12 protein-coding genes and 1 riboswitch are annotated in these 14,291 nt (G+C 65.6%); of the genes, 9 read left to right on the top strand and 3 right to left on the bottom strand.

From position 1 onward, the window contains the following. A riboswitch (glycine riboswitch) is annotated at positions 1-138 on the top strand. A gap of 38 nt (positions 139-176) precedes the next feature. The 4 genes from gcvP to QRN11_RS08110 all read left to right on the top strand — a co-directional run bounded on the left by gcvP (position 177) and on the right by QRN11_RS08110 (position 6,688). Beyond that, complete coding sequence (gene gcvP, locus QRN11_RS08125; RefSeq protein WP_285250571.1) at positions 177-3,104, top strand: aminomethyl-transferring glycine dehydrogenase; 2,928 nt, start codon at positions 177-179, stop codon at positions 3,102-3,104. A gap of 4 nt (positions 3,105-3,108) precedes the next feature. Further along, positions 3,109-4,257: a glycine cleavage system aminomethyltransferase GcvT gene (gene gcvT, locus QRN11_RS08120; protein WP_285250570.1), complete on the top strand. Its 1,149-nt coding sequence runs from the start codon at positions 3,109-3,111 to the stop codon at positions 4,255-4,257. Between the two features lie 606 nt (positions 4,258-4,863). Further along, on the top strand, positions 4,864-5,247 hold the full coding sequence (gene gcvH, locus QRN11_RS08115; protein WP_285250569.1) for a glycine cleavage system protein GcvH: 384 nt from the start codon (positions 4,864-4,866) through the stop codon (positions 5,245-5,247). A gap of 43 nt (positions 5,248-5,290) precedes the next feature. Then, entirely contained in the window at positions 5,291-6,688 is a 1,398-nt protein-coding gene (locus QRN11_RS08110; RefSeq protein ID WP_285250568.1) for an L-serine ammonia-lyase, read from the top strand. Between the two features lie 32 nt (positions 6,689-6,720). On the opposite strand, the gene QRN11_RS08105 is transcribed toward QRN11_RS08110, so the two are convergent. Continuing rightward, positions 6,721-7,254: a TspO/MBR family protein gene (locus tag QRN11_RS08105; protein WP_285250567.1), complete on the bottom strand. Its 534-nt coding sequence runs from the start codon at positions 7,252-7,254 to the stop codon at positions 6,721-6,723. Between the two features lie 125 nt (positions 7,255-7,379). Between QRN11_RS08105 and QRN11_RS08100 the strand changes: the two genes are divergently transcribed. From QRN11_RS08100 to QRN11_RS08090, 3 genes are all read left to right on the top strand, one after another. Beyond that, positions 7,380-8,513 (top strand): lipid II:glycine glycyltransferase FemX, encoded by a 1,134-nt coding sequence (locus QRN11_RS08100; protein WP_285250566.1) that lies wholly within the window; start codon positions 7,380-7,382, stop codon positions 8,511-8,513. Positions 8,514-8,638: 125 nt separating this feature from the next. Beyond that, positions 8,639-9,955, top strand: a complete 1,317-nt coding sequence (locus QRN11_RS08095; protein ID WP_285250565.1) for a peptidoglycan bridge formation glycyltransferase FemA/FemB family protein — start codon at positions 8,639-8,641, stop codon at positions 9,953-9,955. 55 nt (positions 9,956-10,010) lie between these two features. Next, positions 10,011-11,498, top strand: a complete 1,488-nt coding sequence (locus QRN11_RS08090; protein ID WP_285250564.1) for a threonine/serine exporter family protein — start codon at positions 10,011-10,013, stop codon at positions 11,496-11,498. On the opposite strand, the gene QRN11_RS08085 is transcribed toward QRN11_RS08090, so the two are convergent. Continuing rightward, positions 11,499-12,338 carry a siderophore-interacting protein gene (locus QRN11_RS08085; protein ID WP_285250563.1) on the bottom strand — a complete coding sequence of 280 codons (840 nt, stop codon included), beginning with the start codon at positions 12,336-12,338 and terminating at the stop codon, positions 11,499-11,501. Between the two features lie 14 nt (positions 12,339-12,352). Continuing rightward, positions 12,353-13,123 carry a uracil-DNA glycosylase gene (locus QRN11_RS08080; protein ID WP_285250562.1) on the bottom strand — a complete coding sequence of 257 codons (771 nt, stop codon included), beginning with the start codon at positions 13,121-13,123 and terminating at the stop codon, positions 12,353-12,355. A gap of 126 nt (positions 13,124-13,249) precedes the next feature. On the opposite strand from QRN11_RS08080, the gene QRN11_RS08075 reads away from it, so the two are divergent. Further along, positions 13,250-13,579 carry a DUF3263 domain-containing protein gene (locus QRN11_RS08075; protein WP_142059961.1) on the top strand — a complete coding sequence of 110 codons (330 nt, stop codon included), beginning with the start codon at positions 13,250-13,252 and terminating at the stop codon, positions 13,577-13,579. 51 nt (positions 13,580-13,630) lie between these two features. Then, positions 13,631-14,269, top strand: coding sequence for a LytR C-terminal domain-containing protein (locus tag QRN11_RS08070; protein ID WP_285250561.1), 639 nt, complete (start codon positions 13,631-13,633; stop codon positions 14,267-14,269). The last annotated feature ends 22 nt before the right edge of the window (positions 14,270-14,291 follow it).

The following is a 14,291-nucleotide window of genomic DNA, read 5'->3' as shown; positions in this document are numbered from 1 at the left end:
CACCTCTGGAAAGCAGCACGCTGTCCGCCCCGGGAAACCGTCCCGGTTCCTGGACTGCTGTGCTCACCGACGGTGCAAGCGGGACCGGCGCAAGCAGGGACCGCGGAAACTCTCAGGTCCAGTTACAGAGCGGGGAGGACCCGAATCGATGTGGCGTACCCTGCGCCGCCTTATGTATGGAGTTCCTCGTGACTGCTATTTCGGCCTCCGCCATTCCAGCCTCCGCCAATCCCGCCACTGCTCCGGCTGCCACCTTCGTTGACCGGCATATCGGCGCCCGCCGCCAGGCCGACGTCGACACCATGCTTAAAGCCGTCGGCTACGACACCGTGGACGCACTGGTTGATACCGCCGTGCCCAAGGACATCCGCCAGGATTCGGCACTGGCACTGGCCGGCGCCCTGAGCGAAGTCGAGGCGCTCGCTGAGCTGCGGCGGCTGGCGGCGAAGAACAAGACCGCTGTGCAGATGATCGGCCAGGGCTACTACGACACCGTGACCCCGCCGGTGATCCGCCGCAACATTCTTGAGGGCCCGGCCTGGTACACCGCTTACACGCCCTACCAGCCCGAGATATCCCAGGGCCGCCTCGAAGCACTGCTGAATTTCCAGTCCATGGTCGAGGACCTGGTGGGGCTGCCGATCGCCAATGCTTCCCTGCTGGACGAAGCCACCGCCGTCGCCGAGGCCGTGCTGATGATGCGCCGGGCCAACAAGAACGCAGCCGCCCGGGACGGCAAGACGGTGCTGGATGCGGACTGCCTGCCGCAGACTATCGCCATCGTCAAGGGCCGCGCCGAGGCGCTCGGCTTCGAGGTGGAGGTCGCCGACCTCGCCCAGGGACTACCCGACGGCGCCGTCAACGGCGTTGTCCTCCAGCAGCCCGGCGCCTCCGGCCGGGTCTTTGACCACACCGCGGTCATCGCCGAGGCGAAGGAACGCGGAGCCCTGGTGACTGTTGCCGCCGACCTCCTGGCCCTCACCCTCATTACGCCTCCCGGCGAGCAGGGCGCCGACATCGCCGTCGGCTCCGCCCAGCGTTTTGGCGTCCCGCTGTTCTACGGCGGCCCGCACGCCGCCTACATGGCGGTGCAGAAGGGCCTGGAACGCTCCATGCCCGGCCGCCTGGTGGGGGTTTCCAAGGACAACGCCGGAGTGCCCGCCTACCGTCTGGCCCTCCAGACCCGCGAACAGCACATCCGCCGTGAGAAGGCCACCTCCAACATCTGCACCGCCCAGGCGCTGCTGGCGATCGTTGCCTCGATGTACGCGGTGTACCACGGCCCGGAGGGCCTGAAGGCGATCGCCCGGTCCGCGCACACCCACGCCAAGACTCTCGCAGCGTCCCTCAAAGCCGCCGGCTTCGACGTGCTGCACACCAGCTTCTTCGACACCGTGACGGTCTCCGTCCCCGGGAAGGCCGCGGGCATCGTCGCCGCCGCCGAAGCCAAGGGCATCAACCTGCGCAGCATTGATGCGGACACGGTGGGCTTCTCCACCGATGAAACGACGACGGCGGCAATCGTCGACGGCGTCCTGGCCGCCTTTGGCGCCACCCAGGCAGAGGTGACGGACGGTTTCGCCCTGGACGCCGCCGTCGAACGTTCCTCCGACTTCCTGCAGCACCCGGTGTTCAACACCCACCGCTCGGAGACCCAGCTCCTGCGCTACATCCGGAAGCTTTCTGACCGGGACCTGGCGCTGGACCGCACCATGATCCCGCTGGGCTCCTGCACCATGAAGTTGAACGCCACCGCCGAGATGGAAGCCATTTCCTGGCCCGAGTTCGCTTCAATCCACCCGTTCGCCCCGGACTCCCAGACCGAGGGCTGGCGCGAACTCATTGCGGACCTGGAAGCACAGCTGACAGAGATCACCGGGTATGACCAGGTATCCATCCAGCCGAACGCCGGGTCGCAGGGCGAGCTCGCGGGCCTGTTGGCGATCCGCGGGTACCACCACTCCCGTGGTGATCAGCAGCGCAACATCTGCCTGATCCCGGCTTCCGCCCACGGCACCAACGCCGCTTCCGCTGTGCTCGCGGGCATGAAGGTTGTTGTCGTCGCTACTGCTGCCGACGGCACCATCGATCACGCCGACCTGTACGCCAAGATCGAGGCACACAAGGACGCCCTGTCCTGCATCATGATCACCTACCCGTCCACCCACGGTGTGTACGACGCCGACGTCCGCGAAGTCTGCGACGCCATCCACGCGGCCGGCGGCCAGGTGTACATCGACGGTGCCAACCTGAACGCCCTGGTGGGGCTGGCGCAGCCGGGCAAGTTCGGCGGCGACGTCTCGCACCTTAACCTGCACAAGACCTTCTGCATCCCGCACGGCGGCGGCGGACCCGGCGTCGGACCGGTTGCTGCCAAGGCACACCTCGCACCGTTTATGCCCGGCAACGCGGCCACGTGGACCGAAGGAAACGACGTGCCGATCTCCGCGTCCAAGTACGGCTCCGCGGGCGTGCTGCCCATCTCCTGGGCCTACGTGAAGCTGATGGGCGGACAGGGGCTCACCGAAGCCACCAAGTCCGCGCTGCTGGCAGCAAACTACGTCGCCGCCCGGCTGAATGACTTCTTCCCCGTCCTGTACACCGGTGAAGGGGGACTGGTAGCCCACGAGTGCATCCTGGACCTGCGCGAGCTGACCGCCAAGACCGGCGTCACCGCGGAGGACGTGGCCAAGCGCCTCATCGACTACGGCTTCCACGCTCCCACCCTGGCGTTCCCCGTGGCGGGCACCCTCATGGTGGAGCCCACGGAATCCGAGGATCTTGGCGAGATTGACCGCTTCATTGAGGCGATGATCTCCATCCGCGCCGAAATCGACCAGGTGGCGAACGGCGAGTTCTCCGTGGAGGACAGCCCGCTGCGCAACGCCCCGCACACGGCGGCCGCCGCCATCAGCAGCGACTGGGACCGCGCCTACCCGCGCGAACAGGCGGTGTTCCCGGTGAAGTCGCTTAAGCAGGACAAGTACTTCCCGCCGGTAGGCCGCATCGATGGTGCGGCTGGCGACCGCAACCTGGTCTGCTCCTGCCCGCCGCTGTCCGAGTTCGAGGATTCGACAAGCTCAACCACCGGCTTGGAAGGCTGAGCACATGAGTGAGAAGTACACGGCCCTCTATGAGGAGCACAAGAAGCTCGGTGCCTCCTTTACCGACTTCGGCGGCTGGCAGATGCCCCTGAAGTACAGCTCCGAGCTCGCCGAGCACCACGCCGTCCGCAAGAGCGCCGGGCTGTTCGACCTCTCCCACATGGGCGAGGTATGGGTCAGCGGGCCGGACGCCGGCGCCTTCCTGGACTACGCCCTGGTGGGAAAAATTTCCGCGATGCCCGTGGGCAAAGCCAAATACTCTTTGATCTGCAACGAGGACGGCGGCATCATCGACGACCTCATCACCTACCGGCGGCCACCGGCTGCTGACGGCACCGATGTCTTCCTGGTGGTCCCCAACGCCGGCAACGCCGCGGTGGTGGCCGCTGAACTGGCCAAGCGGGCTGCCGGGTTCGACGTGCAGGTGGACGACGCTTCCGATGCCACTTCCCTGATCGCTGTGCAGGGCTCCAAGGCGCAGGAACTGCTGCTCCGCCTGGTCCCTGCCGCGCAGCACAGCCTCGTGACGGACCTGAAGTACTACGCCGCCGTCGAAGTCCCGTTCCTGGTGGGCGGCGCAGGACTGGACCTGCTGCTCGCCCGGACCGGCTACACCGGCGAGGACGGTTTCGAGATCTTTGTGTCCAACGACGACGCCCCCGGGCTTTGGCAGGCGCTCGTCGCCATCGCCGACGACGGCGAGCTGACGCCCGCGGGCCTGGCCTCCCGCGACTCCCTCCGGCTCGAAGCGGGAATGCCCCTCTACGGCAACGAGCTGTCGCTGCAGGGCGACCCGTTCGCAGCAGGCCTGGGGCCCGTCGTCGCGTTGTCCAAGGAAGGTGACTTCGTGGGCAAGGCCGCCCTGGCAGCCAAGAAGGAAGCGGGCGCCGGTTCCACTGCCGGGCGCAGGCTCGTCGGGCTCAAGGGATTGGGGCGCCGGGCCGGCCGCGCCCACTACCCGGTCCTCAAGGACGGCAACGTCGTCGGCGAAGTCACCTCCGGCCAGCCCTCGCCCACCCTCGGCTACCCCATCGCCATGGCATACGTCGACGTCGGGTTCACCCAGCCCGGCACGCCACTGCACATCGATCTGCGCGGCAAGGCAGAGCCCTTCGAAGTCGTCGACCTCCCGTTCTACAAGCGCTCCAAGTAGTTCTCCGGTCCGTGGTTGAGTCCGGTCCCGCCGGACCGGACTTTTCACGCGTGCTTACTTGGGTGCCTGGCTGTGGTCACCATTGGCCCGTCGGGTGCGGCAGGTCACCGATTCCGTGGGCTGCGGGTTGCGTCCGGGCGCACCGGACCGGACTTTTCACGCGTGCTGCTCGTTCCTCGCTTTGACGCACGCTTTCGAAAAGCCCGGCTCCGCCGTGCCCTCGTGGTCAGGTCACCGTCCCGGTGGTTGAGCTTGTCGAAACCTCAGGGCAGGCGACGACTAATCTCGGTGGATGAGTCGTTGGGCTGCGGGTTGCGTCCGGGCGGACGGACACATCATCTTGGGCGGTTAAATCCCTCGAGACTGAGGGGTTCGTCCTGCCTGGCCGTGATTGCGCTTGTTGGAGACTGGACCCTGCAGCACTCTGGCGACGTGTTTGTTTTTCTGGACTGTTGGCCTCGAAAACTGAACCTGCTTTGGCGGCTGTGGGGATTCCGGAAGCGTACGTCAGAGGCGAGGAACGAGCCAGTACGCGGAGGAATCCGCACAGCCGCACCCAACCCGGCCACGAAGAGTTTTCAAACAACAAACAAAGGAAAAACACACATGGCAAAAGTTGCCGCAGACTTGCAGTACTCCGACGAGCACGAGTGGGTGGCCCGGGAGGGTGGGAACCTTGTGTCGATCGGGATTTCCGCTGTCGCTGCGGATGCCCTCGGCGACATCGTCTACGTGGACCTGCCCGAGGTGGGTGCCACGGTGACGGCGGGGGAGACCTGTGGTGAAGTGGAGTCCACGAAGTCGGTCTCCGATTTGTACTCGCCAGTGACGGGTGAGGTGGTGGAGATCAATACTGGAGTTGTGGATGATCCCGCGCTGATCAACAACGATCCCTATGGGGCCGGCTGGCTCTTCAAGGTAGCTGCCGAGTCCGAAGGACCCCTGCTGTCCGCGCAGGAGTACGCGTCCAAAAATGGCGGGGACCTGTAATCCCCGTCAAGCAGCACCAAACCTCTATTAAGGATTTACGCACATGGCTGTTGGTGTCTTTGATCTCTTCTCCATCGGGATCGGGCCTTCGAGTTCGCACACCGTAGGGCCGATGCGCGCTGCCGCCGTCTTCGCCGAGGAGCTGAAGTCCTCCGGAGCGCTGGACCGTGTGGCATCGCTGCGGGTGGACCTCTATGGTTCCCTCGCGGCGACCGGCCACGGGCACGGCACCATGACCGCGATCCTGCTGGGACTGGAGGGCTTCCACCCGGAGCTGATCCTGCCCGACGAGGTGGAGGAACGGCTCGCGGCCATTGCCGAAACCGGAATCCTGAAGCTGGCCGGTGAGGTGCCCCTGCCGTATGGGGTGAAGGACATGGTGCTGCGGCCGCTGACCATCCTGCCGCGGCACACCAACGGCATGACCTTCACCATCTTCGACGCCGAGGACGAGATCCTGCACACCGCCACATTCTTCTCCGTGGGCGGCGGCTTCATAGTCCGGGAAGGCGAGGAGGACGCTGCACGGCAACAGTTGGAGGAGTCGAAGAAAGAACTTCCGCTGCCGTTCCGGACCGCCGCGGAACTTTTGGGCCGCAGCCAGTCCAAAGGACTTTCCATTGCCGACATCATGCTGGTCAACGAGAAGGCCTCCCGCTCCGAAGAGGACATCCGCGAGGGCCTGCTGCACATCTGGTCGGTGATGGAGGACTGCGTGCAGGTGTCCCTGAAGCGTGAAGGGCTGCTGCCCGGGGGACTGAAGGTCCGCCGTCGTGCGCCTGATTGGCATGACCGCCTGCTGAAGGAAGACAAGGACCGGGACCCCAAGTATTGGCAGGAGTGGGTTAACTTGATCGCGCTGGCGGTGAACGAGGAAAACGCCTCCGGCGGCCGGGTGGTCACCGCCCCCACCAACGGCGCGGCCGGGATCATCCCGGCGGTGCTGTACTACGCCCTGCATTACGCCCCCGGGATGGAGAATGCCACCCAGGAGGACCGCGACGACGTTGTGGTCAAGTTCCTGCTCACCGCGGGCGCCGTCGGGGTGCTGTACAAGGAGCAGGCCTCGATTTCCGGGGCTGAGGTGGGCTGCCAGGGCGAGGTGGGATCGGCGTCGTCCATGGCGGCTGCCGGCCTGGCCGAGGTGATGGGCGGAACTCCGGCGCAGGTGGAAAACGCGGCGGAGATCGCGATGGAGCACAACCTGGGGCTGACCTGCGATCCGATCGGTGGACTGGTGCAGGTGCCCTGCATCGAACGGAACGCGATCGCCGCGGCGAAGGCCATCAACGCCGCGAAGATGGCGCTCTGGGGTGACGGCTCCCACCGGGTCTCGCTGGATGAGGTCATCGTGACCATGCGCGAGACCGGCAAGGACATGAGCTCCAAATACAAGGAAACGGCCATGGGCGGCCTCGCCGTCAACGTGGCCGTGTGTTAGGAGCGGCCTGAAAGCGACAGGTGGACCGCCCCTCAGTTGTGGAGGGCGGCCCACCAGTTAAGCGTTGCGGCGAACACCAGCCAGGACACGTAGGGCAGGAGGAGTACGCCTGCCGTGCGGCTGACGGGGCCAAAAGCCAGCACAGTAACCGCGACGGCGGCGATCAGGGCAATGATGATGGCCAGAGCCAGCCACAGGGCAGCTCCGCCGATGGCGGGGTAGAGGCCGAAGAACACGGGCGTCCACGCAAGGTTCAAGGCAAGCTGGAGGCCATATAGTCCCAAGGCGCGCGGGGTGCCGGGTTCCTGCTTGCGCCACACCAGCCAGGCGGCCACGGCCATCCCGGTATAGAGAAAAGTCCAGACCGGGCCGAACACCCAGTTCGGCGGTGACCAGGGCGCCTTGTCCGCGGCGGCGTACCAGCCGCTCACGTTGTTGAAGGTGGCGAGCGAGCCGAGACCCGCAACAAGGAACGATGCAGCCACGAAGGCAACCAACACCAGGACCTGCCTGCTGATGCCCGGCGGTTCCTGATTTTTCCGCGGGGATGGTTCCACCTGCTGCATGCCCCAACCCTTGCCAAGAGCCTCGCTGGAGTCAAGGCAACAGGGCCGGCTCCAGCTTTGAGATGCGGCTCGAGTCCGCTCGACTGAAAAGCCGCCGTGCCGCCAGGCTTTAGACTTGAGGCTGCATGTCCGCACGCAGCCACGAGTACAGAACCGCGCACAACCCCCGATTGGACACGGCCCCTTTGCGAGAATTCACCGCACGTTTTGCCACAGCCGAGGAAATTGAAAACTGGGACAAGCACGTCACGGCCAACCCGAACGGCGGCAACATGCTGCAGTCCGCCGCGTACGCGACGGTAAAAAACGGCGCTGGCTGGAAAGTCCGGTTCCTGGTCCTGGAAAGCCCTGGCTCTGCCAGCTACAACCTGGTGCTGGAGAAAAAGTTTCCGGTCATGGGCCGGCTCTGGTACCTCATCAAGGGCCCTGACCTGGCAGCTGCCGGGGACCTCGGGGCAGCGCTGGAAGCCTGCGCAGCCTTTGTCCGCGACAGGAAACTCAACGTCTTCACCATCAAGATCGAACCGGACATCGTGGACTCCGACGATGCCCAGGCGCACTTGGCCGCCACCGGCCTAGTGAAGGCCCCCAACATCCAGTCCAACGACTCCACCGCGCTGCTGGACATCTCCGGCGCCGAAGAAACAGTCTTCAAAGCAATCTCCTCCCGGGCCCGCAACGCCATCCGCCGCGCTGAACGGGAAGGCTGCGAGGTGCTGCGGGAAGAACCCGGGCCCGCAACCTACCGTGCGCTTTATGACCTCATGGCGGACACTGTGAACGCCAAGGGCTCCATGCCCCTGCGCAGCTACGAGTACTACGCGGCGTTCTGGGACGAGTTCTGCAGCCGCGGCCAGGGCAACTTCTTTTTCGTCTACGAGGACGACAAACCCAGCGTGGGCGCCTTCGTGATCAATTACGGCGCCAAAGCAACGTACAAGGACGGCGGTTCCACCCAGAACCGCAAACAGTACGGCGATTCGCACCTGGTCCAGTGGGCAGCCATCCGGCGGATGCAGGAACTTGGCTGCACTGAATACGACTTCTGTGGCACACCGCCTGCCTCCCGGATCAAGGACAAGAGCCACAACCTGTACGGCATGGGGATGTTCAAGACCAGCTTCACCAAAACCGTCACGGATTTTGTGGGCTGCCACGACTACATCCTTGCCCCGCTCCGCCACCGCCTCTGGGTCAACGGCGCAGAAAAGGTCTTCCGCCGGATTGAAACGGCGCGGACCGGCCAGCAGTTCTACTGACCGCAGCCCCGGCGCAGGCTTAGTCCGCAGGCTGAACCCCGGACTGTAAACAAGGCCGCGCCCGCATACCCGTCCCTGATCCAGCGGCTTTCCTGTTAGCCGCACACCGTGAATAAGGAAATCCCTTGAATCCAGTCACCACCGGCACCGATCTTGAATTTGCCATCCTCAGCGACTCAGAGTTCGAGGCCTTTGCGGTCAAGCACCCGCAAAACAGCTTCCTCCAGTCCGTCGACTTCGCCCGATTCCAGCGCGCCCGCGGCCAGCAGGTGGAGCTCTTTGGCATCCGGCGCGGCGGCGAACTGGTGGCTGCCGGGAAGCTGAACTACACCACTACGCGGCTGGGGTACACGGTGTGTGAATGCGCCAAGGGTCCCCTGATGGACTACACGGACCTCGAACTGGTGCGGGACGTCGTCGGACTCCTCCGCCGGCGGGCTGCGGAGCGCAAAGCCGCGGAACTGCGGATTTCCCCCAACCTGAAGTACATCGCCCGCGACGAGGACGGTGCAGAGCACCCGGAGGTTGAGGACAACCGCCCGCTGGTGTCACGGCTGTCCGGCCTGGGCTTCCAACACCAGGGACTGGAGATGAACTTCGTCAACGTGAACTGGATGTTCATCAAGGACCTGACCGGAATCACGGACGCCGAAGAGCTCATCATGGGCACGAGCTACCGGACGCGCAAGGCCATCCGGAAAGCTGAGAAAAATGGCGTCTTCCTGGAACAGGCCACGCTGGAAACCCTGGACGAGTTCTACGGTGCGCTGAGTAAGGCCGGGGACGAAAAGGGATTCGTCTACCGCGAGCGCGCCTACTACGAGCACCTGCTCCGGACCACGTCCCCGGAATTCACCAAGCTCATGATGGCGAAGATCGACATCCCGGCCTACCGGAAATCCATCACCGAGCGGATGGCGGCCGAATCAGCCACCGCGGCGGAGTTGCGCCGTGAGGTGGAAGAGACCGGCAGCAAGAAAAAGGCGAACCGGCTCAAGGTGGTCCAGGACCTCGTGGACAGCTACGAGCGGAGCCTGACGGACATCGAGCGGTTCCCCGACTCCGTGGGTGTTGCCACTGTGGCCGCCATCCACTTCGTCTGCTACGGGGACGAAGTGGTGTGCGTGATCGGCGGCACCGTGCAGGACTACATCTACTTCAACGGGGCCACGTCGCTCTACTGGGGAATGATGCTGCACGCGCTGGAAAAGGGATACCCGCGGTACAACTTCTACGGAACGTTCGGCATTTCCGGGCAGGACGAGGAAGGCCACGGCGGCTACGAGTTCAAAAAGGGTTTCGGCGGAGAAGTGGTCCAGCTGGTGGGTGACTTCGTGATGCCGGTCCGGCCCGCCGTCTTCCACGCCAACCGCCTGGCCCGGACCGCCGTGGCAACAGCCCGCACGGTGCTGGGCAAGCTGCCCCTGAGGCGTACGGCCTGAAAGACTGGTCACAACACCGCACCGGGACACTGCACCGCACTGGGAGGAGGCAACCATGACTGACCAGCCTGAGTACCCCGGGCGCAGGCCGCAGACGGACGGCCTGCCCAAAACGGAGCCACTGACAGCCTCCCAGGCGCGCCAGAACGCCGCCGCGAAAAGAATGCTGCGCCGCCTGGTCCAGGGCGAAAGCCCGCCTACCGCTCCTTTGAGCATCGTGGACCGGCTCACCGGCAGCCCCTACGCCAACCCGATGATCCAGGTGGGCGGCGTCGACACCTCTGCCCGCAAGACCCTCGACTTCGTCCTGCACCTGGCCGAGACGATGTTCCGCTATGGCGCCGGTGCGTTGGAGGTGGAAACCAGCATCATCGCCGTCACCGCGGCGCTGGGGCTGAAGAACATCGAAGTGGACATCACCAACCAGTCCGTCGGCATCAACTACGCTCCCAAGGACCAGACACCCATCGCGCTGCTGCGCGTGGTGCGCTCCTGGACCAATAACTACGCGGGCCTGGCCAAGGTCCACCAGCTGGTCACGGACATCGTGGCTGGGGGAGTGGGCCGTGACGAGGCTATCCGCCGGCTGGATGAGGCGATCACCAGCCCTAAACCGTTCCCGCGGTGGCTGGTCACGGTGGCGTTCGGGACCTTCGCGGCGGTCTTCGTGGGCGTCCTGGGCGGCGGGCCGGTGTCTTCGGCCATCGCCTTTGTGGCCAACATTGGCATCAGCCTGCTGGCCCGCCAACTGGGCCGGTGGCGGGTGCCGGACTTCTTCATCACCGCCAGCTGTTCGTTTGTGGTGACACAGCTGGCGCTGCTGCTTTGGCAGTTCGGGCTGACAACATCGCCGGCCATCGTGGTGGTGGGCGGAATCCTGCTGCTCCTGCCCACGGGACGCCTCGTCTCCTCGGTGCAGGATGCGATCAACGGCTTCCCCGTTACGGCTGCGGGACGGTTCCTGTCAACGCTGCTGACGTTCGGCGCCATCGTTGCGGGCATCGCCGTCGCCTTCGTGGTGGGCGAGCTGACAGGCATGCAGCGGATCGATGTCACGGAGACGTTCCCGCCGGCCTACGACCTCTGGGTCCTGGTGATCTTCGTGGCGGTGGCCGTGATGGCCATCGGGATTACGGAGCAGACCACCTGGAAGCTGCTGCTGCCCACGGCGGGAGTGGGAGTGGCGGGCTACTTCGTGCTGCTCGCCGCCGGCCAGCTGGGAGTCGGGGACCGGTTCTCGCCCGCGCTGGCTGCCGTAGTGATCGGCCTGCTGGCCCGCGTGGTTGCCCTGCGGATGGGGGCACCGCAGCTTGTGGTGGCCGTGCCGGCCGCCTTGATCCTGCTGCCGGGCCTGACCATCTTCCGGTCCATGTATGTGCTCACCATCGAGGAAGCCGAGATCCTCCTCGGCGCCGGCGGGATGCTCAATGCCGGTGCGATTGTCCTGGGAACGGCGGGCGGGATCGTCCTCGGCGACACGCTTGCCCGGCCGCTGACCAGGAGCCTGGCGAGCAACGAGCGGCGCCGGGCCCGCCGCCGCTGACTAGATCTGGCCGACCGGCAGCTTCTTCTCCGCCTGGAACACGTCCTCCACCCGGCCCTTGGCCCAGTAGCCCGAGAGCGAGACCTGCTTGCGGTCGAGGCCGCGCTGCTTGAAAAAGACGTCGCGCAGGGCCTTCATGTAGCCACGCTCGCCATGGGCGAACACGTCCACGCGGCCGGCAGGCCACGCGGCATCGGCCACGGCCTGGACCAGGAGGTTGCTCTCGCCGGCAGGGACGCCGTTGCGGGTGAGCCAGCGCAGTTCAAATCCCGGCGGGGCAGCGATGGGCTGGATGTCAGCGTCGGAATCCACCTCAAGGAAGGCCAGGCCTGTGGCTTCGGCCGGCAGCGACTCGATGACTGCCGCGATGGCCGGCAGTGCAGCCTCATCGCCGGCGAAAAGGTACCAGTCCGCGTCGGGTGCGGGATTGTAGGCGCCACCCGGGCCGGTGAACGTCAGGGTGTCGCCCGGCTGCGCCTGCGCGGCCCATGGACCCGCCAGGCCCTCGTCGCCGTGCACCACAAAGTCGATGGCCAGTTCGCGGGCTGCCTCGTCCACCCAGCGGACGGTATAGGTGCGGGTGAAGGGCCACTGTTCCCGCGGCATGGTTTCGCGGACGCTCCACAGGTCCAGGGGGGAGGGGTACTCGATGCCCGGCTGCGGGAAAACAATCTTGACGTAGCGGTCAACGAAGTCGTTGTTGGAGAAGTCTGCGAAGCCGTCCCCGCCGGCAACAATCCGGACCATGTGCGGGGACAGTTCTTCCCTCCGGATCACTGTGAGATTGACCTGCGGACGGCTTTTTTTGGTGGCGCTGGTGGCGGCGGGCACGGTGCTCATAAGGCAAGCCTAAGCTAGGGGACTGGCGGGAGCTCCCAGGTTACGTCCGGCGCACCCTGGCTGCGCAGGAGTTCGTTCACCCGGCTGAAGGGGCGGGAACCAAAAAAGCCGCGGGACGCGGACAACGGGCTGGGGTGGGCGCTCGCCACCGCGGGCGCCCCGTCCAACAGAGGGCGGACGCTGTCCGCGTCCTTGCCCCACAGCACTGCAACGAGGGGCTGCCGTGACCCGTCCGGACGGCGCCGGCCTGCGACGGCGGTGACGGCCGCCGTCGTGATCTTCTCCCAGCCTTTGCCGCGGTGCGAGCCGGGGGAGCCCGCCCGCACCGTCATCACCCGGTTCAGGAGCAGCACACCCTGGTCTGCCCAGCCGGACAAGTCCCCGTGCACCCGGGCGGGCACACCGAGATCCGCTTCCAGCTCGCGGTAGATATTTGCCAGGCTCCGCGGAATGGGCCGCGTGCGAGGGTCAACCGAAAAGGAAAGCCCCACCGCATGCCCCGGCGTGGGGTAGGGGTCCTGGCCAACAATGAGCACCTTCACGTCCGCGAGCGGCTGCCGGAAGGCCCGCAGGACGTTCGACGGCGCCGGCAGGACCTGGTGCCCCGCTGCCACTTCGCCGGCAAGGAAGGTCAGTACGTGGCGGAGTTCGCTTTCAACTCCCGCCAGAGCAGCAGCCCAGTCAGGTGCCATAAGCTCATCCAGGGGGAGCAGCGCCAGCTCCGCGAAACCCACTGCATCCGCCGGTTGCTGCGCCAGGTCGAACAAAGCATCTGATTCAAACACCGTCCCATTCTTGCAGGGACGCCCAGGGTGAGGGGCCGGCAGCCAGGCCGTGTGCAAATGACATTGGTGTTATTCGCCCGTAGCATGGGGGTCAGACATTTTTGTAAACCAGCAAAGGAGTATGCAGTGGCGGAGCCAGCCCGGGAGCACCTGCCGGAGCAGGAACCACGGCATTCACTCCTGGCCGATTTCTCGCTCCGTGACTCGCCGCTGAGCGAGCGGGAGCAGCAGATGCTCGCCCTCGAACGGCAGTGGTGGAAGTACGCCGGTGCCAAGGAGCAGGCCATCCGGGAGCTCTTTGACCTCTCCGCGACCCACTATTACCAGCTGCTCAATGCCCTCATCGATACCGAGGATGCGCTGGCCCACGATCCCATGCTGGTCAAGCGATTGCGTAGACTACGTACGTCGCGTCACCGTGCACGTACTGCACGGCGCCTGGGGTCCGACGCGTAAGACGCTCCCGCTGTGCCCTCCAGCAGCAAACCAACAAGGATGTCATCCACCATGACCAGATATGCCCGCGATGAATTCGACAAGGTCCCGGAGACTGCTTCGCGACAAGGTGTCCACCGCACGGCTTCCGCCCCCGCCAGGGTGCGGCTGTGGCCTATCCTCGCCGTGGGCGTGGCAGCACTGGCCATTGGGCTGGTGTCTTTCCTGATCCTTCCCAAGCTGGGTTTCGCCACAGCCGGTGACCAGGCCTCCGTCAGCCAGGAGGCAGCGCCGCTGGCCGGCACCGGATCCACGCCCTCGGCAACTCCGGACGCTTCTCCGTCCGCTGATGCCCAGCCTTCCGCGACGGCTGAACCCGAAGCAAGCGCCGAGGCCAAATCCGCACCGATCGCATCTGCCGAGGCCCCTGCACTGATCAACAAAGCCCAGGCTGTGGCCATCTACAACGCCGCGGGCACCGCAGGGCTGGCAAGCCGTGTTGGCGGCACGGTCCAGGCTGACGGCTGGACGCTGGGGCAGGTGGGCAACTGGGCCGGTTCGCCACAGCAAAGGTCCACCATTTTCTACTCGGGAGCAGGCCAGCTGGCCAGCGCCCAGGCGCTGGCAGAGCTCCTTGGTATCCCCACGCTGGTGAACAGCACGGAATTCCAGGTGCCCCTGGTTGTGGTGCTGGGGCCCGGCTACCGGTAGACAGCGTCCGTCCTGGCGGCCA

This window comes from Pseudarthrobacter sp. fls2-241-R2A-168 (assembly GCF_030209335.1).
GTDB lineage: Bacteria > Actinomycetota > Actinomycetes > Actinomycetales > Micrococcaceae > Arthrobacter.
Note: the sequence above shows the minus strand (reverse complement) of the source record. Positions and strands in the feature narration are given on the sequence as shown.

Excerpts from the sequence above, each read along its gene's own strand:
- gcvP (WP_285250571.1), top strand. The coding sequence starts at position 177 with ATGGAGTTCCTCGTGACTGCTATTTCGGCCTCCGCCATTCCAGCCTCC.
- gcvT (WP_285250570.1), top strand. The coding sequence starts at position 3,109 with ATGAGTGAGAAGTACACGGCCCTCTATGAGGAGCACAAGAAGCTCGGT.
- gcvH (WP_285250569.1), top strand. The coding sequence starts at position 4,864 with ATGGCAAAAGTTGCCGCAGACTTGCAGTACTCCGACGAGCACGAGTGG.
- QRN11_RS08110 (WP_285250568.1), top strand. The coding sequence starts at position 5,291 with ATGGCTGTTGGTGTCTTTGATCTCTTCTCCATCGGGATCGGGCCTTCG.
- QRN11_RS08105 (WP_285250567.1), bottom strand. The coding sequence starts at position 7,254 with ATGCAGCAGGTGGAACCATCCCCGCGGAAAAATCAGGAACCGCCGGGC.
- QRN11_RS08100 (WP_285250566.1), top strand. The coding sequence starts at position 7,380 with ATGTCCGCACGCAGCCACGAGTACAGAACCGCGCACAACCCCCGATTG.
- QRN11_RS08090 (WP_285250564.1), top strand. The coding sequence starts at position 10,011 with ATGACTGACCAGCCTGAGTACCCCGGGCGCAGGCCGCAGACGGACGGC.
- QRN11_RS08085 (WP_285250563.1), bottom strand. The coding sequence starts at position 12,338 with ATGAGCACCGTGCCCGCCGCCACCAGCGCCACCAAAAAAAGCCGTCCG.
- QRN11_RS08070 (WP_285250561.1), top strand. The coding sequence starts at position 13,631 with ATGACCAGATATGCCCGCGATGAATTCGACAAGGTCCCGGAGACTGCT.